We start from the raw sequence: 19,218 nt of genomic DNA, 5'->3' as shown, positions 1-19,218 counted from the left end.
CGGCTACAATATGGCTTAATGGAGTATTAAGCCTGCAGCAAGCCGCTACAATGTGGCTTAATGGAGTATTAAGCCTGCAGCAAGCCGCTACAATGTGGCTTAACGGAGTATTAAGCCTAAAGCAAGAAACTAAAATGTGGCTTAACGGAGTATTAAGCCTAAAACAAGAAACTAAAATGTGGCTTAATGGAGTATTAAGCCTGCAGCAAGAAGCTTAAATATGGCTTAATGGAGTACTAAGCCTGCAGCAAGAAGCTTAAATGTGGCTTAATGGAGTACTAAGCCTGCTGACTACAGCTACAAGGCAGCAGGTCGCAACAGCAGGCTACCAGCAGCCATTACCCCTCTCGTTTAGAAAGGTTTGCGGGAGCCCCTTAGAAACATCAGGCCGCTCTGTAGGAGTAACAGGCAAACCGAAGGCGGCACTCTGCAAGCGGGACAGCCTACCATAGCTACCGAATAGCCTCAATACCGACTATATAGCTCATCCATAAAATCCCTAAGCATTATACGGCATAACCGCCAACCTGCCACCACTAAAATCCCCTTTAGCACAGCCTCGGCAGCTACCGCTAGGCAGCACCTCCACCCGATCCTCCATAGCACTAAATATTATGGAAAAAAAGATAAATGAAACTGTAAATAAATATTAAATTGGTAGCCGAAATGGATGCAGGCGCTCAAACTTGCAAGAAAATAACCATAAGCAATAATATCGCATAAACTTAATGAGAACAATGGGAAAAATTGCAGCAGCATGCATATCCTTGCTGACGGGAATAGACCCTACTGGTACATCTACAAAACAACGTCATATAAGACGAAAACAATAGCAAATAGAACGCATACACCAATACTACTAAATTAGTGTAAAAAAACAGAGACAGTAAATTAGGACTTTAAAAATCTGACAATGATAGACATAAATTTTATACAAGCATTACGAGACAAACTCAAAGGAGGTAATACTAAGTCAATACATTTAAACGCTTTACCTGGACGTTATGCTACAAGATTAGACTTATCTAATTTAAATATTATTAAACCTGAGTTTGCAAATGAATTCTTAAAACTACTATTCTCAAAATCTTGCTTTGAATTTAATATATCATTTGATAGTGTAAATCTAAGTAAAACTCCCCCAGAAGTACAGAAAAGATTAGGTATCCTTTCAAAACGGCTAAATTCTCTAAATTATGAGAATGATGACAACTACAAAGAACATGGTATAAAAACTTTTAGTTTTGGCTATCCTCTGCTGGTAAAACCCTCAAAACAAGATCCTAGAAAAATTATAAAAGCTCCAATATTCATTTGGCAACTTGAAATAGTAAAAGCAACAAACAAAGTAAACACATGGTCAATTTTAAGAAACAAAGTTCGTAATTCAAATGGGAGGATTTCAGATGAAGAAATACATTCAGTCGGCTTAAACGAAGTTCTTCTATCGTATCTGAAAACAGACGAAAATATAATCATCCCTCAAGTCAACGAAGAACTCTTAGAAGACGCAATCATTGATCAGGAAGAATTAGTTGATGAATGTTATAAAATCATTAAAGCACTAAATCCAAATACAAACGAAGAATATATAAATGAATTAATTAACAAACAGAAAGAACCTATTAAAAATATTCCTGACTCTACTACAATTGACAATATATCAAACAATTTACCTTGGATTTACTTTGGAGGTGTATTTGGCCTATTTAGAGCTCAGAAAGAAAGCATTATTGGTGATATAGATAAAATTTTAGAAAATTATTCTGATTTTCAATTTGACAAACTCGTTGTTGAGCAATTCCCAGGTACTGCACATAGTGCTGTACAAACAGATCCAAGCCAACAAGAAATTTTATCAACCCTCAACTCTAAACCTCGAAAAATAATACAGGGTCCTCCTGGTACTGGAAAAAGTCAAACATTAACCGCACTAATAACAAATGCTTTAGCAAATAACCTAAAGTGTCTCGTGGTGTGCGAAAAAAAGACTGCCTTAGATATAATAAAGCATAATCTTGAAAAAGAAAGTGAACAAATAGGAGCACTTGCCGCAGTAATTGAAGACATTAACAAAGACAGAGACGGGATTGTCAACTCAGTACGTGACAGACACAACAATTTATCATCTTACAATAACTACAATACAGCAAACTATGATTTTCTAATACAAAACCTTGAAAATAAGGTTGGATCGTATAACAATCAGCACAAGCAACTTGACAAGAAAATTTTTCAAGGAAAAAGATGGACTGATCTGGTTGGTGAGTTTCTAAAATACGAAAGTACTGCTGAAATCGGGGAGTTTAAATACAAACTAGATTATAAGCAATTTAAATTTCATGAAGATGAAAATGAATTATTTGATTTTATTGAAAAAATTAAGACAGCTCAAAAATTATTTTATGAAATTAAAGATACGAACCACCCTCTAAATATTCTTAGTGACAAATTATTTCAAAATGAAAATTCTAGAGTTGCTCAATTAAAACTAGAAGAGAATTATATATTCTATACTAAAGAGTTCTGTAATATACGAGCAGAACTGATCCTCAATGTAGAAAATTATAAAAAATGGCTTGACAATCATTATTTAAACTACTATAAATCTATAACTAACGAAATAGATTCATTTTCAACATTTGTTTCAGTTTCAAGAAATATATACGGAGATATATTTTTAAAAAATGACATTTTCACAAAAGCATTAACAACTATTTTGAGTATTGTTTCAAAAAAACAAAAAAATATCAAATGCGACAGAAGATTATTTATCGATAGCATTAGTAAAATAAAGGCTATAAAACAAGTTTATAACTACTTCGAACATAATTTTATTAAAATTGAAAAAACAGTAAATTTTAAATATGTAATTGAAAACATTGAACTTCTAAAAAAATTAGCCAATGATTGGTACGATAAAATTGAAGGCATAAAAACAACCTATCTTAACAATTTTGAATCTAACAATATACATCCAGAATATTCTGGACTTGAATTACATATTAAAAATATCGAGAACCTTTTTGATATAACAAACAAAAGTATATATGAAACAAATATTTTTGAAAAAGAATTTTCACCATGCCACACACACTCAGAACGCATAAGCACAACAAATCAAATTATCTCTTCATTTAATGTTATTAATGAACATCTAAAAGAGTTCAGAGAATATTATGCATGGAGAAAATTCATTTTAGAATTAACTGATTTACAAAAAAATGTCATTTACTCATTGATTGAGATTAAAAGTAGCAATTGGATTATCCAGTTTAAAACTTGGTACTTTTACTGGTTGTTGTCAATTAATGAACATAAAGATTTACCAAAAAATGAAGATAACTTGAACGAAATCATTAATCACAAGAATGATTTACGACAGGTACAAAAAAACAACATTGTTAATGATTGGTCTGAAAAACAACACAATGCCGTAAGAAATGCGCAACGCAATGGAATAAACATAATTAGCTTATTCAATAAGAGAGGAGCTAGAGGAGAGAAACGAAATTCTTTACGTAAAATTATCCGCACAGATTTTAACCTTTTTACAAGTTTTTATCCAGTTCTTCTTATAAGCCCAAGTGTTTGTGGTTCTATTATCCCATTGAAAGAAGGCCTTTTTGATGTTGTTATTTTTGATGAAGCTAGTCAGTTACGAATCGAAGATACATTTCCAGCGTTACTCAGAGGTAAAATTAAAATTATCTCCGGTGATAGTCAACAAATGCCACCTTCAAATTTCTTCCAAGGTGGTAATGCTATTTTAACACCAACAGACGAGGATAACGAGGAAGATACCTATTACCAATCAGAAAATGCAAAAATCAAACAAAATATAGATTTAGCCGACAGTGAATCATTATTAGTTTATGCGGAAAATTGCAATTACGAAGCCTCATTTTTAAAAATCCACTATCGCTCTCAACACCCTAGTTTAATAGAGTTCTCAAATCATGCATTTTATGGTAAACGGTTAATTCCAATGCCAGCAAAGCAAGACTATAAACCTATCGAGTATATTCAAGTTTCAGGCTTATACGAAGATTCGGTAAACTTTGACGAAGCGAAACATGTGATTGATATTTTATTGAATAAAATTAAGCCGCTATCTAATGGTAAATACCCCTCTGTAGGTATAGCAACATTTAATTTATATCAACGTAATCTAATTTTAGAGGAAATCACAAAAGCTAGGCAGAATCCAGTAATTGACAAAAAACTTTCATTGTACGGTACTGATTTATTTGTAAAAAACCTCGAAAACATACAAGGGGATGAACGCGATATAATTATTCTTTCAACAACCTTTGGAAAAAGAAAAGACGGTAGCTTTAGACAGCAATTCGGACCTATTCTGCAACAAAACGGCTTCAAACTGCTGAATGTTATTATTACTAGAGCCAAATTGAAAATGTTTGTATGTACCTCCATTCCAGAAGAGAGAATAAACGAATATTCAATACTATTAAGAGAGAACAAAAATACAGGACGAGGAATATTTTATGCTTATCTAGCATATTCTAAAGCAATTAGCGAAAACAACACTGAGGAACAAAAAGAAATTTTAAAACTTCTGTATAATAATTGCGAATCGCGACAGTATGATAGTGAATATAATCTAGGTTCAGAATCTCCATTTGAGGAAGAAGTATTCAATCGCTTAGTTGCTAAAATAGGAGAAGACAGAATTGAGCAACAATATAAAATTGGTGGTTTTAGAATTGACTTAGTAGTAAAGTCAAAAATAACAATGAAACCAATTATTGCAATTGAATGCGATGGGGCAGAATATCACAGTAGCAATGAAGCTTATGCTTGGGATATATTTAGAGAAGGTGTTATTACGCCTTACGGCCTTATGTTTCATCGAATTTGGTCTACAAACTGGTGGTATAATGCTGAAAAAGAATTAAATAAACTAATCGCAGTTATTAATCGATTCGACAAAGATGAATTTGAAAAAATAAATCTCTCTCAAAATGAAGCATCTTCAAAAGACATTTTAAGTTCTAAATACGAGACATTAAGTTAACAATCAAACAATTTTGACCGTAACGCCAATGGTTGTGGCCTATAAAATATCATTTGCTATGAAAAAAAACGATAATTTGGATTTCAGAAAATTCACAAGCAGAAGTGAAGCAGACAAAGCTATAAATTCGCTTAAAGGAATTTTAATGGGCATTAATTTTGACACAAATATCAATGACATAGAGATACAAGAATTAGATAATTGGTGCCAAAAGCACTATGATTTAATAAATAGAAATCCTTTCAAAGAATTTATGCTCTTAATAAGGGAATCAATAAAAAACTCGTCAATTCGCAAAGACACTTTAGAAGATTTATATTGGCTTTGTCAAAAATACGAACATGACAGTATATATTACAATGCAGTAACGTCTGATTTACAAACGCTACAGGGGATTTGCCATGGCATTATATCTGATGGAGTAGTAAAAGATTCTGAAATATTTGAATTAGATAAGTGGCTTGATAGAAATGAACATTTGATTTCTTATTATCCTTATGACGAGATAAAAAGTTTAGTTACATCTATCCTCAGCGATGGGAAAGTTGATGATGATGAACGGAAGCGATTACTTGCATATTTTAATGAATATTCGAAAATAGAAACAGTAGATATAGCTCAAAAAATTGAAAATGAAACATCTAATATCCTAATATCTGGAATTTGTACGATTGACCCTCAAGTCGAATTTAAAGGAAAAAGCTTTTGTTTTACTGGTATTGCAAAGAGATCTCCACGAAGTGAACTCATAAGCGTTGTTAATAATTTGGGAGGAAGTTATATCGATAATGTTTCAAAAAATACGGACTATTTAATTGTAGGTGACAATGGAAATCCATGTTGGGCATTTGCATGTTATGGTCGAAAAGTTGAAAAAGCAATAGAGCTAAGGAAAAAGGGTCAAAAAGTTTCAATAATCCACGAGTTTGATTTTTGGGATTTTGTAGAAGATTATAAATAAAAAATGTCTTCAACCCCGTTAGTCTGAAGTTCAGCCCCTGTTAAGCGGATCGTCCTCGTTCCGCTTTAGAAACCAAGGCCTCTGGCCTGTCCTATACAGACAAAGGCCAAAAATAAGAAAAGCGTAGGCTCTGCCTACGCTTAGCAAAAAGAATATAAAAAAGCATACAATGGATAATTTAACAATATCTATTTGTGGGGATATATGCTCTGAATGTCCACGCTATATTGCAACCAAAAACAACGATATATCTAAATTGGGTGAGATTGCGGATTTGTGGTATAGGCTAGGTTTTCGAGACAGGATACTCAACCCTGAAGAGTTAAGATGTTCAGGATGCAGTAAGACAAAATCATGTAGCTATAATCTCAACAACTGTGAGCATTTGGAGAATCTAAGCAATTGTGGAGAATGCCATAATTTTCCGTGTGAGAAAATAAATTTAGTATTTCAAAAAACAGATAAGACTAATGAAGCATGTAAAAATATATGTTCGTATAGCGAATACAAAGAATTATCAAGAGCCTTTTTAATGAAGCGAGAAGTTCTCTTCAAAATAAACAGTAAACGCCCCCGTTAGTCAGAGGTTCCTGCCTCGGACTCTTAAAATAGAGCCAACATATCCCAATGCTAAATTTGGGATGATGACTTTAGCTGGATATGAAAAGTTTAAAGAGATAATTAAGCCAGCAAGATGGTAAAGTGGCTCAACTAGTTCGCGGTATAGTATGGCAGGTGTAGCCAACCTTACCCTCTAGCCCATAACAGCACCTTATAGCAGGTTTGGGATACTAAGGTTTACCATTAAGCAACCGACACCTCCCGCCTTTCGCCATCGCGAAGCCTAACCTTAATATCAAGCATCTGACGAAGTTCGGCTATGCCCTTGGGGGTACAAATTCCCTTAAGCAGGTAGAATAGCGTTTCTTTATGCTGCACCCGAAGCTCGGCCATCTGATTTTTTAAGCTGCTGGGATTGGAAAGAACCTGAATCCCCGAAATGTAAAACTTGCTAACGAGGGTCGTATTTATGTCCGCATCAAACAGGTACTCGTTAATCCCTTTCCTTATCGTAAAGTCGGTTATTTCAATAAGATCCTGCTGGTACTCCTCTACCAATTTTACAAACGACTCGCTTTGATGCACCCCTCCTAACGGCAAAAGCAGCAGCCTACAATGCCCGTAAGCCTTATAAACTCTTTCGTTGATGGAAAGTAGGGTAACTAAGGGCGCCTCTCCCTTCATCCCTACCCTAATCTGGTTAAGCTGTCCACGGATATAGCTATCTACAATACACTCGCACAGATCCTGCTTGCTATCAAAGTAGTTGTAGATCGTTTTTTTTGTCACCCCAATAGCAGCGGCAATATCTTCAATTTTCATTTTATCTCCCCTACTTTCGAGCAGTAGGTTGGAGATCTTATTTAAATAGAATAGTCTTTTTGATTTCATTGCTTATTCAACTTTCAAGATGCGACACAACATATGCCAGCTACATTTACCGAACGGAACTTTATAAAAGTGGAAACACTACTGGCTAAGATTTACACAGGGTACAGCCTAACTTTTGCTGCTGAAAACGGCAGATTTAGCCGCTTTAGATAAGAAGAATCAGCATTGCAAGCAGCCCTTTTTTCAAGAATATATACCTGTAAACAACCCCAACTTCATCAATAAAAGCTTCACAATTTCCTCCAATAGCTGAATTTCAAAAGAGTTCGGCCCTACCCTTCAATATTTAAAGGGCAGAACCGGTACTCTAAAAAACTGGATATACTATTGTTCGAAAGTTCTACATCAACAAGAGTTGGAGACAATTAAGCCCCATGCTCGTCTACTCCCTTTACAGCCTCCTGCTTGCTATCCTCTTTCCCTTTTTTGCTATGCCCCAATCGGCTAAGCCTAGCTTTATACTTATCCATAGTCATGTAAACCGATGGAACAAGGATAAGCGTTAGCATTAGCGAGCTGGTAAGACCGCCTATGATTACCCAAGCAAGGCCATTCTTACTCTCGGCGCTAGCTCCCGATGCCAATGCAATAGGCATCATACCTAAAATCATCGAAAGGGTAGTCATCATAATTGGACGAAGCCTTTCCTTACCTGCCTCAATAAGGGCGTCATAAACCGAAGCACCCTGCTCGCGCTGCTTGTTGGCAAAGTCTACAATAAGGATCGCATTCTTAGCCACCAACCCGATAAGCATAATCATACCGATGATGGAGAATATAGTCAGGTACTCGCCAGTTAGAGCTAGCGCAAATAGCGCCCCCACAATAGCCGCTGGGATAGAGAACATCACCACAAACGGATAGAGATACGAGTTGTAGAGCGCTACCATAATGAGGTAAACAAAGACAAGAGCAGCAATGATTGCCGTAAACAGGCTACCGAATGCGTCGCCTTGGCGCTCCATCTGACCTTTGTAGTCAATGGTAATCTCCCCGGGGTGAATCTGCTCGCCAATAGCCTTCTTTACCTCGGCGCCTACCGTTCCCATAGGACGTCCGAACACCGACGATTTAACGGTGATGGAAGGAACACGGTTGTAGCGCTCGAGCTTGTTTGGCCCCTGCGACTGGAGTATGTTAGCAAAGCTGCTAACCTCCACCAGCTGGCCGCTTTTATTCAAAACGGTGAGCGATCCGATATCTTCTACACGGTTTCTATCAAACTGGTCGAGCTTTACGTTGATGTCGTAATCCTTATCGCCCTCGGCATACTGAAGGTCGGTATTTCCGGCAAGGGCTAGGTTTAGTACGCTTCCAACCTGCTGAACCGATAGCCCCATGCGCTCCATCTTTTCGCGATCGAGCTGAATTTGCATCTCGGGTTTACTTCTATCGATAGATAGCTTTACGTCGTTGGTTCCAGGAACCTGCTTTACCACCTTCATTACGCTATCGGCCATGGCGTATAGTCGAGTAACGTTAGCCCCGCGCAAAAGAACCTGAATAGGGGCATCGTCGGCATTACCCATAATGTTGGCCTGGGTGGCGCTAACCTTTAATCCAGATATCGACTGAATCTCCTTCTTTATGTTAGCGGCAAATACGTCAACAGGGGTTGTACGCTCTTCCTTTGGAACAAGGGTCACGGTAATCTCGGCCTTGTAGGCAGTGCTATTTCCTCCACCTAGGTCGGAGCTAGAGTAGCCCACGTTGGAGAATACCTTAGTCACCTCGGGGTGCTTTCTGAGCAAGCCCTCAACGCGCTCTACAAGCAACGCCGTTTGGTGGATGGTATTTTGAGGCTCGCCTTCGAGCTTAATAACAAACTCACCGCGGTCACCATCCTTCGAGAAGGCGGCACCAATAAGGCCCATTCCAACCAGCGAAAAAGATAGTATGATAAGCGCTGTTACAGTAGCGTAAACCACTTTGCGGTGATTTAATGCCCAGCGAAGTACTCGCTCGTAGGTGTGTACCAGCTTATCGAAAAACTTCTCGAACCATAGCGCAAAGCGCCCAATAAGCGTGTTGCGGGTTAGCTGCTCAATCTTACTAAAGCGCGATGCCAGCAACGGAGTAACGGTAAACGATACAATCAAGCTCATCAGCGTCGAAAAGACAATTACCAACGAAAACTCGCGAAGCATATTTCCAATCATACCAGATACCAGCGAGAGAGGAAGAAATACCACCACGTCTACCATGGTGATGGCAACAGCAGTATAGCCAATCTCATTTCGGCCATCTAGCGCAGCTTTACGCTTATCCTTACCCATTTCGAGGTGTCGGTAAATATTTTCGAGCACCACAATGGAGTCGTCCACCAGAATACCAATTACCAGCGATAGCGCCATTAAGGTGAGCAGGTTTAGCGAAAAGTTAAAGATGTACATCGCTACGAACACCGAAATAATGGAACAAGGAATGGAGATTAGCACAATAAACGAGTTACGGATGCTATGCAGGAAGAAGAACATCACCATCGCTACCAAAATAATGGCAAACATAAGGTCTTCCATTACAGCGTTGGCAGAAGCAAGCGTATAGGTCGAGCTGTCTGAGGCAACGTCAAACTTAATGCCCTTGTCAGCGTACTGCTTTTCGAGCTTTACGATCTGCTCCTTAACCTGCTTACAAACATCCACCGTATTGGCATCGGTTTGCTTTACGATAAGAATACCGATTGATGTTTTCCCGTTAATGCGGCTGGTGGTATTCATCTCGGCTATCCCATCTACCACATCGGCCACATCCGAGAGCTTAACGATGCTGCCCGCTGCGTTGGTGGCAACCGTAATGTTTCTGATTTTATCAAACGAGTTGACCTTACCCAAAAGACGAACGGTATACTGCTTCAGATCTCCCTCTACCTTTCCGGTAGGCATTTCGAGGTTGGCGCCCTGAATAGCCTGGTAAACCTGGCTGATGGAAAGCTTGTAGGTATCGAGCTTCTGCTTGTTGACATTTATCTTAACCTCGCGTTCGCTACCACCAACAAGCGTAATTTGTCCCACCCCGTTTATCTTCGAAAGCTGAGGTTTTATCTCATCGTCGGTAAGCTGGTATAGCTTTGTTGGCTCCATCTTTCCGGTAACACCCAGCTTTATGATAGGCATCTCGTCGGTCGAGAACTTATTGATAGAAGGAGTTTTTGATCCAGTAGGCAGCTGCGATACCATAGCGTTGATCTTACGCTGAGCATCCTGAAGGGCACGGTTAGGATCGGCGCTCGACTCGAGCTCTATAATCACGCTCGACACACCCTCCTGCGATGTCGAGTAGAGGTTCTTGATATTCTCCAACGACGAAACTGCATCTTCCACCTTTTTGGTCACGGAGCTTTCCACCTCGTTGGCCGAAGCCCCCGGATAGGTGGTTACGATACTAACTACGGGAATGTTCATCTTGGGGATCAGGTCGTAGTTCAAGAGCGAATACGAGGTGATACCCAGAATGGCCAATACCGCAAAGGCAACAACTACCAGCGTAGGTCGTTTAATTGCAACTTCAGTTATTGACATGTTTATACGCTTTGTTTAGTTGTTTACTTTTATTGCTTTGCCATCGGTAAGGTTTACCTGTCCGGTAGTTACCACCTTTTCGCCTTCGCTAAGACCCGAGGTAACCTCCAAGAATTTGTCGTTGCCCCCGCTAACCGTAATGCGGCGAAGTACGGCTTTACCGTTATCAACAACGTAAACCTGAGCGTCCTTTACGCTCCCCTGTAGCGCTTCGCGTGGGATGCAGAGAACCTTAGCCCTAGATGGAAGGTCGAAATGCACATTGGCGAAGGTGCCTGCTCTAAGACGATTCTTACCGTTATTGGCAATTAGCAGCTCTACCTGATAGTTATGCGCCTCGTCTCCCTTAGGGCTGATGAAGCTAATTTTTCCGGTAAACGTAGCCGAAGGGTATACCTCTGTCGTAATTGTTGCCTTGTCGCCTTGCTTTAGCAGGTAAACATTGGCCTCCGAAACGTTGAGCTTAATCTTCATTTGGTTGATGTCTACGATGGTAGCAATGGGGTTGCCAACATTAACAAAGGTCCCACGCTCAACCGTTTTCTTCGATATAATACCGCTGATAGGCGATTTAACGGTAGCATCGGCTAGCTGCTTAGCGGCCAGCTGCTCCTGAACAACGGCGTTCTCGTAGGCGTTCTGCGCATCGTCAACCTGCTGCTCGGTGGCGCTTCCACCCTGATAAAGGCTCTTATATCGGGCTAAATCTTTGGTCAACTTTTTTAAGCTCAGCTGCGCAGTCTTAAGCGCCAGCTGCTTTTGCCTGCTGTCGATAAGGGCAATGGTATAACCCTGGGCTACCGATTGTCCCAGCTCTATATTTAGAGATGTGATGGTGCCTTGCGCCTCTGCCGATATAACAATCTCCTTCGAAGCATCCAGATATCCAACCAAGCTCAGATCTTGCTCGAGCTGCATACTCTTTACAGGAGCAACGTCGACGCTGGTATAGGCTAGGTCGGTGCTTACGTTCTGCTTGGCGTTAATCTTTTCGTGGTTGCTCTTTAGCCTAAAAACAATTAGTGCAACGAGGACTACGGCAACTATAATGGCTACTAATCTTTTCATACAATATCTATTTGAGTTGGTTGTTTATAAAGTTTTCGAGGTTCCCCTTCGACTGCTCGTAGTCTATCTTGGCGATATAAAGGCTTAGCAGCTTATTGAAGTAGTTGTTCTGAGCCTCGCGCAGGGAGGTTTCTGCCTGAACAAGGTCGAGCGTCTTGCTTACACCCTGCTTACACTCGAGCTGCGTATTGGCGTACACCCTTTGGGCCAAGTCTAAGTTCTCCTTCTCGTTCTGTATGTTGTCCAAAGCGTTGCGGTACTGAATTTCGTAGTTCGAAATTTGGACGCGGATATTCTGCTCGGTTAGCTTCAGGTTTTCTTGGCTCTTGGCAATGTTCAGCTTCGCCTGGTTGAGGCGCTGATACCTCTGAAAGCCCGAGAAAATAGGAATCGAAAGCTTAAGTCCAATCGACTGGCTGTTAAACCACTTCTGGCTTGACTCGTAAAACTTAAACTCCTGGTTCATGGCGTTGTAGTTAAAGTTGTAGTAGCTTGATAGGGTTGGAAGGTACGAGGCGATACTCTTCCTCTTATCAAGCTCGGTAAGCGCCATATTCGTTTTCAGAATCTGGTAGTCGCTCCTTCTCTCTATCGTACTATCGGTAATGGCTTCGGTTGCCATGCGGTCGAATGTAAATTCGGGAACAGCATCGGGTAGCACAATTACGCTATCGAGCGGCATGCCCATCTGGTTCTTCAGGTTGTTTAGCGACTGGTTGTAGCTCAGCTCGGTTTGCTTTAGCGACGACTTGGTGTTGTTAAAGCTTACGCGTAGCTTATCAACATCAATCTGCTTGGCCATACCATTCTTAAAGCGTAGCTCTGCCGATTTTAGCGACTCCTTCGAGGCATCTAGCGTTGCCTTTAGCACGTTTAGCTGCTTCTGAATGATGAGCGACTGGTAATAACCAATGCTGATGTTATAGGTAACCGACTCTTGCGTCTTCTTCTGGTTCTGCTCCGAGAGCTTTTTGTTTGTCTTTACCGTTTTAAGTGCTACAAAAAACTGCGGATCGAAAATACTCTGCGTAACCTGGATTCCTCCAGACATGCTATACTTTGTTCCAAACGATACGGCCTTGTAGGTTCCTGGCGTCCCGCCAAACATCTCTGCCGGTAGCAGCTGCTTGCTTAACTTTAGATTGTCATCCAACGAGCCCGATGCGTTTACCTGCGGCAAGTAAGTACCCATTTGCTCATAAACCTTTCGTTGCGAAACCTCGAGCTCGTAGCCCGATATCTTCAGGTTTCGGTTATTGGTGCTGGCGTAACTTAAGCACTCCTTTAGCGTGGTAACCTTTTGGCTATACGCTGACGATCCGTAGAGTAACGTCATAAAGAGTGCAACCCCAGCTGCTGACTTGAGCTTACCCATTAATTATTGTGTGTTTATTAAAAGTTAACATTGTAAACAGTTGACTAAATCAACTAATAGTGTAAATTTTTTTTCTAAATCAGCCTCTCGGCATTTTGTTTAATCTTTTCTGCCACGGCAAAAAAGGTATCCAAATCCGCTTGGCTAATATTCTCAACAAACTTAGGGTTAATCTCTGCAGCAACACCGCCTATCTTAACCAGCACCGCCATGCCCTGCTCGGTAACAAACAGCAAGTTTTTCCTTCGATCTTGTGGATCGATAGATCGAACAACCAACCCCTTCTTTTCTAAAGAGTCAATTAGCCTAAGAATTGCAGACTTATCCTTATTCATGATATCCGCCATATCCTGCTGAACAACATCCTGCTCATTTTCAGAGATAGCGTGCAGCAAGCCTAGCTGCTCTAGGGTAATATCAATTTGGGCCTCATTGAGCTCGCGCTTAAAAACTTTTCCCATGCGTCCAAGCATTCGGCCCACCACCATTCCTATAGGTAAATCTTGTCCTTTCATGTTTTTTCTTTATTTCGCGGTGCAAATATATATCAACAGTTGACTACTGCAACTATTTTTTGCCCGAAAAATAAAAAAATATAAAGGCGAACCGTAACCGATTCGCCTTTTATCGTCTTATCTAAGTAGCCTACAATATAATAGTGGTATACTGGGAGCTCCACGGACCAGCAATATCTGGATGGCGGGTGTTATACCAGCGGAAGTAGATATACAGTCGTATCCCCTCGTTTTCGGCTCCTGCCTTAAGCAAAAATGCTGCCTTCGAGGAGATTTCATTCTGCAGCGAAGCCTCCTCGACCGATGGAGGTGGAATAGCGCCAACAGCATAACGGTACTGTATGCAATCGGCCTCATCGATAATAGCAGCCCGCTTACCCGCCCCGTAGCATCTAATATCGATAGTACCACCACCAATTGGCTTTAAGACTACCAGCGGCTGGCTCTTAATTGGTGTTTGAGGTACCGAACGCGACTGCCTACGTCCCATGTTGATGTTAAAAACTTCAAGGTCGACAGCTGTCACGTTAGGAGAGATTGCAATTTTAGCAATCATGTGCTTTTCATCCTCAAACTGATGAACCTCTTCAATTATGCCCGTCATCTGCGAGATTACAGCAGGAGTTCGCGAGTTAAACTCATCCAAATACTTTTCGTACAACGGAGTCCAACGGGAATTGAACCCATCCCAAGCAGTAACCAAGGATGGCTCAACCCCCAACCGTTCCGCACTTCCCTTTAAGTGGGTAGACGTATTAAGTATGTACGAATTAAACTCCCGAGGAGCAAAAGGAATACAAGTTGACATGTAAGGAATCATCTCTTTGCGATTTTAAATTTGTAAATACGGACAACATTTCGTAGCCACTCTTAAGGCTACAAGATCAAATTTAAACCGTCCAACAACCCTAAATCCATTACCCATTTGTAGTATTTTTCAATAAAAAACGAATGACTTGTAGGAACATACACCATATTTTATAATTTTTGCAATAGGACCATCGTTTTGAGGGTGGATGTAGCTTTTTCTCAGAGGCTACCGTAGGTGGGAGTTGTGGCGAGGATCTCAAAACACCTTGATAGGACGTAATCATGCTCAGCTACAAATTATAAAACTATAGTATAATATGGTACCCACTACACCTCAAAGCGCATCGTCAAATCGGAATCAAACTATGCTAGAAGCGCAGGGCGACCACTACCCCATCCTTGCGCTGCATCTTCCCATAATACTGTCGGAGCTAACGATGGAGCCACAGCAGATTTTTGCCCTTGCCTGCTGCGGCAAACCGCGCTTCACCTTTTTAAATAGCAACGACGCTGTACTCGGCTTTCTAAACGGGAAAAGCCTTTACCTCTCCGATCTGATAGAATTGGTAAAAAAGAGGGAGAAGAGGGAGAAAAAGCAGGAGGCGCATAAAACGGGAAAGGAGGAAAAAGAGGAGCTGGAGAAGGAGGAAGAAGAGATGGTTGTTAGGGAGGCTATCGGCATATACATGCAACATTTTGCAAAGGAACCCATCGAAAAGGTTGCCAGCCTAGCCCTACTCTTCGATTGCTGCCTTAACACGCCAAACAACGGTTGCTGCTGGGTACAAGTACGCATCAGAAGGCAGCACAGCAGCAAATGCGAGCGTCCGTCTATCATACTAACGCTACGACGCCTAAATCGACGCCCAAGTACCACCGCGCATCATGGAATTTACGTTGTAGATATAAACAAAAGAGTGGTGGTAGCACAGAATAAGAGGAACGCGCTAACCAAATCTCAAATCGAATACAGCATACTGCTAGCCTCCGGCGAATCGGATAGCGATATTACCAAAAAGCGATTTATCAGCACCGATACCGCCCGAAAGCACCGACGAAATGTGCTGGAGAAGCTTTGTCTCAGAAACAAGCAGGAGCTGATGCAGTACATGAGGTTTATGAACCTATTTTACGATTAGAAGCACAGCTTCCCGCTCAAAGTGTTCAAAAAAACGGCTTAGAGTATCTCTCCAAGCCGTTAAATATTGTACACCAGCACCCTTTGGCTACTGGTAGGCGCAAGCTATTTAGCTCGTTGCTCCATTATCCACCTGCGATTCCAGCGCCGCTTGCACGTTAGCAGGCAGGTTGCTAAAGAAGTCGAAGCCTGTAAGCGACTCAATAGAATCGACAGAAACCCGATAATATCCCCAAGGGTTGCTGCTGCATGCTTGGGTGTTGGGCATTAAAACGGCAATAACCCGGGTTGTTGCTGATATCCGGCTCAAATCGTTAGTACCCTGAGGCAACACAAGTATGATTTTCCATGTTTGGCTAGGCACCACCACCCCATTGCCAACCGTACTTTTTGCACCGTTCGAGCCCGTTCCTCCTTGCCCGTAAGGTCCACAAATAATGTACACCTCATTACCTGCATTTACCAGAGCGCGCGTATAGTTCTCGAGGTTAGCCCAAGTTACCTGGTTGTTTTGGGGAGCCTGAGGCACCATGTTGGTCATTAAGAAGGTAGCCGAGTTGTTGGCTACCGAGCTAGTCCTATCAGCCGACGGACACATATGCCCCCTATCGAATCCAGAGCCCGAATATTCGGAGGAGACGCACTGATACCAACCGGAAGGAAGCGTAGCGTCGGGGCGAAAATCATCCTGCCGAGGTGTTGACCCTAAATCGGTTGAGGTGACATGCCAGCTTGTCCAAATAGGCGTAAGCTTAGCGTTGCTGTACCCCATGGCGTACTGGGGCTTAACCATTAGGTAGTTATTAGGGCTAAGAATGTTTGCCACGGCACCACTCGGATTGCCAAAGGCCATGTTGCCATCCTCCACAAAAGATGGATCGGGATCGGGCGGTGTAACCGACGAGTAGTCGGTAATGGAAATGTTGTCGATGTTAATCCGATTTGAAGCCCCACCTGTTTTTCGCAGCTCGATTCTGATGCTACCAGCAACGTTGGCCGTAAACGTGGCCGTAGCTAGGCTCGCGCTGCTAGTGGTTACCGCACCTCCTACCTTGCTCCACGAAGAGCCAGAGTTAGACGAGATCCAGAGCTCCCAGGTGCTGGAACCATCGGTAGCGTATACCGCATGCGAAATGGTGATCGTTCCCGCCCCGTTAGCCTTACTAAAGAGCATTGTAAGCTTACCCGTGTTCCGAATCCTAGCCGACTGCGATCCGGCCTTCTTGTCGGAGCTCGAATTTCCCAGCAGCGCATCGTTAAACGACCATAGCCCACTCGAAAGCGTTACGTTGCCAGCCGAATAGGCCGCCTTTGTACCAGACTCAAAAGCCTCGGAGAAGGCAACCGTCGTCGACTTTAAAGAACCTTTTGCCGAAGACTCTGACAATGGAGTAGGCCCAATCTCCTGCTGCTCGCGGGAGCAGCCTGCAGCCATTAGCAAAACTATGGCTACCAATAGAACATACTGATTCCTTTTCATACCAAATAAGAATACTGATGGTTAATTAGATTTAAATATACGTATTTATTTATTATATAATTAGCTCTGTTGCAAAAACTGTAAACTTACAGACAAATAGAACACTCTGAAAATGAAGACTTACTTTAGACGACATGCTATGCATCAATCAAATGCTGGTGTTTTATCCAAACTTATACTAATTTTGTTTGAAGCAAATGGCGGGAAACATATATAAAAATCCTGCATTTTATATCAACAACAATACAGTTGCAAATACATCAATGCCAAACCACAACTATAACATGAAACATTTCTTGCTTCTTATTTCAATCATCTTGGTAACAAATTTCAGTTCTTATTGTCAATCACAGCAGAATGGCAGCGGGTTGATTCAAATAACAACACCTATTGATAATAAGACATTTGCAATAAAAAAATTAACCAAAGATTCAGTACTATTATACACTGGGAGATTAAGTAACATAGACCAAGAAATAAGACAAGGAAAATTTTATTTTTTCAATAACGGTAAAGTCTGTGCATCTGGAGAGTACGACCAAAACATTCCAACTGGACTTTGGATATACTATAATGAAACCGGAGATATCCTTTACAAAATTAACTACTCAAAGGTTATTGACTATTTGAAAAACGAAGCAATGAATTATACTCCAGATAGTGTAATAAATAAAAATTTCAGCAAAGAGGATGAAAAATACATGAACAAAAATGGAACATTCGTTGCGGTTGAAAAGATGCCCGTTTTTAATGGAAATGATACAACTAAAAATTTTGAAGAATACGTATCTAAGAATTTGAAATATCCAATATATGCTGAAAAAAATGGAATAGAAGGAACCGTTTGGGTTACAGCAATAATTGATGTGAATGGGAAAATTAGAAATCCAGAAATAATGAAACCATCCATAACAGATTTAAACATAGAAGCAATTAGAGTTATATCAGAATCACCAGCATGGAAACCTGGTTGCCATAAAAAGATACCTGTTAATGTTTTATATATTTTCCCTATTAAGTTCAAGATAAGAGATTAGAGCTGCACAGAAATACGCAATTGGGGTTTATTTGGTAAGTAGCATATATAAACAGGTTGAGACAATGTAAAAACAACAGACATTACTATGAAACATTACTTTTTTCTATTTTTGTTAATATCATCAAATCAAATTACACACTCTCAAAACATTAAAAACATCAAATGTAATTTAAATAAAAATGAAAAAATAATAATAGATAAACATTTAAAAAACGACAAATTTGGAATTATTGATATTAATTCAAATTTCAAACCTGACATTTCTAAAATCAATTATTACAGATTAAGAGAAATGGATTTTAACTGGGAGATCCTAAAGCCTATATCTGATAAAGTTACAAATTATTGCAAAGAAAATCAACTTAGTCATAGAATGGGTGTTAAAATATTGAACAAGGAACAAAAAGCCCTCTACTTTTGGTGGTACTTAGATGGTCAAGTAACAAATGGTGGTTTTAGCCAATTTATTTATAATGGGTATGATAAATACTTTCCAGCAATTCTCAAAGGTTTAAAATTGTTACCAAACAAAGAATACTACAAACTTGTTGAAAAAGTTTATTTATATTATATTCAAAAAGGTTTAGAAACTATTGACAGGAATAAAATAGATTACTTTAAAAACAAGTTTTACGAAGATGATTTTCTTTCACAGGCAGATAGTTTATACTTAAAGATTAACGACCAACTATACTTAGATTTTGAAAAATTCATAAGAATTAATCAAACAAAATTTATACAGCAAATAGATGATAAATTGTCGGGAGAAATAATTGAAGAAAAAGATAATTATATAAAAGAATCAATTTCATTAGAAAATG

General features: G+C 40.2%; 14 protein-coding genes. 7 read left to right on the top strand and 7 right to left on the bottom strand.

The annotated features are described in order from the left end of the window. The 4 genes from L990_RS20415 to L990_RS19740 all read left to right on the top strand — a co-directional run. The coding region (locus tag L990_RS20415; RefSeq protein WP_047450918.1) for a hypothetical protein at positions 1 to 218 on the top strand (218 nt) is incomplete at its 5' end. A 695-nt stretch (positions 219 to 913) separates the two neighbouring features. After that, a complete protein-coding gene (locus L990_RS14655) occupies positions 914 to 5,038 on the top strand; it encodes an AAA domain-containing protein (protein ID WP_047450916.1) in 4,125 nt (1,374 codons plus the stop codon). A 58-nt stretch (positions 5,039 to 5,096) separates the two neighbouring features. Continuing rightward, entirely contained in the window at positions 5,097 to 5,999 is a 903-nt protein-coding gene (locus L990_RS14650; protein WP_047450922.1) for a BRCT domain-containing protein, read from the top strand. Between the two features lie 169 nt (positions 6,000 to 6,168). Beyond that, a complete protein-coding gene (locus L990_RS19740) occupies positions 6,169 to 6,579 on the top strand; it encodes a DUF3795 domain-containing protein (protein WP_081981730.1) in 411 nt (136 codons plus the stop codon). A gap of 224 nt (positions 6,580 to 6,803) precedes the next feature. Here the strand turns inward: L990_RS19740 and L990_RS14645 are convergent, their stop codons facing one another. The 6 genes from L990_RS14645 to L990_RS14620 all read right to left on the bottom strand — a co-directional run bounded on the left by L990_RS14645 (position 6,804) and on the right by L990_RS14620 (position 14,750). Beyond that, a complete protein-coding gene (locus L990_RS14645) occupies positions 6,804 to 7,451 on the bottom strand; it encodes a TetR/AcrR family transcriptional regulator (RefSeq protein ID WP_047450914.1) in 648 nt (215 codons plus the stop codon). A gap of 365 nt (positions 7,452 to 7,816) precedes the next feature. Then, the gene (locus L990_RS14640) at positions 7,817 to 10,972 is read right to left on the bottom strand and encodes an efflux RND transporter permease subunit (RefSeq protein ID WP_047450913.1); all 3,156 of its coding nucleotides are present in this window, start codon (positions 10,970 to 10,972) and stop codon (positions 7,817 to 7,819) included. Positions 10,973 to 10,987: 15 nt separating this feature from the next. Continuing rightward, positions 10,988 to 12,040 carry an efflux RND transporter periplasmic adaptor subunit gene (locus L990_RS14635; RefSeq protein ID WP_047450911.1) on the bottom strand — a complete coding sequence of 351 codons (1,053 nt, stop codon included), beginning with the start codon at positions 12,038 to 12,040 and terminating at the stop codon, positions 10,988 to 10,990. Between the two features lie 7 nt (positions 12,041 to 12,047). Next, positions 12,048 to 13,415: a TolC family protein gene (locus L990_RS14630; protein ID WP_047450909.1), complete on the bottom strand. Its 1,368-nt coding sequence runs from the start codon at positions 13,413 to 13,415 to the stop codon at positions 12,048 to 12,050. Between the two features lie 74 nt (positions 13,416 to 13,489). Further along, positions 13,490 to 13,930: a MarR family winged helix-turn-helix transcriptional regulator gene (locus L990_RS14625; protein ID WP_047450907.1), complete on the bottom strand. Its 441-nt coding sequence runs from the start codon at positions 13,928 to 13,930 to the stop codon at positions 13,490 to 13,492. Positions 13,931 to 14,060: 130 nt separating this feature from the next. Next, complete coding sequence (locus L990_RS14620; protein ID WP_156121613.1) at positions 14,061 to 14,750, bottom strand: hypothetical protein; 690 nt, start codon at positions 14,748 to 14,750, stop codon at positions 14,061 to 14,063. A 307-nt stretch (positions 14,751 to 15,057) separates the two neighbouring features. Here L990_RS14620 and L990_RS14615 point away from each other — a divergent pair, with 307 nt between their 5' ends. Then, positions 15,058 to 15,879 carry a helix-turn-helix transcriptional regulator gene (locus L990_RS14615; protein WP_081981729.1) on the top strand — a complete coding sequence of 274 codons (822 nt, stop codon included), beginning with the start codon at positions 15,058 to 15,060 and terminating at the stop codon, positions 15,877 to 15,879. A gap of 108 nt (positions 15,880 to 15,987) precedes the next feature. On the opposite strand, the gene L990_RS14610 is transcribed toward L990_RS14615, so the two are convergent. Continuing rightward, on the bottom strand, positions 15,988 to 17,358 hold the full coding sequence (locus L990_RS14610; protein WP_047450901.1) for a DNA/RNA non-specific endonuclease: 1,371 nt from the start codon (positions 17,356 to 17,358) through the stop codon (positions 15,988 to 15,990). A 197-nt stretch (positions 17,359 to 17,555) separates the two neighbouring features. On the opposite strand from L990_RS14610, the gene L990_RS19395 reads away from it, so the two are divergent. Together L990_RS19395 and L990_RS14600 are read left to right on the top strand one after the other, a co-directional pair. Continuing rightward, a complete protein-coding gene (locus L990_RS19395; protein WP_052181055.1) occupies positions 17,556 to 18,395 on the top strand; it encodes an energy transducer TonB in 840 nt (279 codons plus the stop codon). 87 nt (positions 18,396 to 18,482) lie between these two features. After that, on the top strand, positions 18,483 to 19,218 hold a 736-nt coding region (locus L990_RS14600), incomplete at its 3' end, for a DUF4375 domain-containing protein (protein WP_047450899.1).

It is taken from the genome of Alistipes sp. ZOR0009, assembly GCF_000798815.1.
Lineage (GTDB): Bacteria > Bacteroidota > Bacteroidia > Bacteroidales > ZOR0009 > Acetobacteroides.
This window is presented reverse-complemented; position numbering and strand designations above follow the sequence as displayed.

What these genes read in the sequence shown, in the direction of transcription:
- L990_RS14655 (WP_047450916.1), top strand. Translation starts at nt 914, where the DNA reads ATGATAGACATAAATTTTATACAAGCATTACGAGACAAACTCAAAGGA.
- L990_RS14650 (WP_047450922.1), top strand. Translation starts at nt 5,097, where the DNA reads ATGAAAAAAAACGATAATTTGGATTTCAGAAAATTCACAAGCAGAAGT.
- L990_RS19740 (WP_081981730.1), top strand. Translation starts at nt 6,169, where the DNA reads ATGGATAATTTAACAATATCTATTTGTGGGGATATATGCTCTGAATGT.
- L990_RS14645 (WP_047450914.1), bottom strand. Translation starts at nt 7,451, where the DNA reads ATGAAATCAAAAAGACTATTCTATTTAAATAAGATCTCCAACCTACTG.
- L990_RS14640 (WP_047450913.1), bottom strand. Translation starts at nt 10,972, where the DNA reads ATGTCAATAACTGAAGTTGCAATTAAACGACCTACGCTGGTAGTTGTT.
- L990_RS14635 (WP_047450911.1), bottom strand. Translation starts at nt 12,040, where the DNA reads ATGAAAAGATTAGTAGCCATTATAGTTGCCGTAGTCCTCGTTGCACTA.
- L990_RS14630 (WP_047450909.1), bottom strand. Translation starts at nt 13,415, where the DNA reads ATGGGTAAGCTCAAGTCAGCAGCTGGGGTTGCACTCTTTATGACGTTA.
- L990_RS14625 (WP_047450907.1), bottom strand. Translation starts at nt 13,930, where the DNA reads ATGAAAGGACAAGATTTACCTATAGGAATGGTGGTGGGCCGAATGCTT.
- L990_RS14620 (WP_156121613.1), bottom strand. Translation starts at nt 14,750, where the DNA reads ATGATTCCTTACATGTCAACTTGTATTCCTTTTGCTCCTCGGGAGTTT.
- L990_RS14615 (WP_081981729.1), top strand. Translation starts at nt 15,058, where the DNA reads ATGGTACCCACTACACCTCAAAGCGCATCGTCAAATCGGAATCAAACT.
- L990_RS14610 (WP_047450901.1), bottom strand. Translation starts at nt 17,358, where the DNA reads ATGAAAAGGAATCAGTATGTTCTATTGGTAGCCATAGTTTTGCTAATG.
- L990_RS19395 (WP_052181055.1), top strand. Translation starts at nt 17,556, where the DNA reads ATGGCGGGAAACATATATAAAAATCCTGCATTTTATATCAACAACAAT.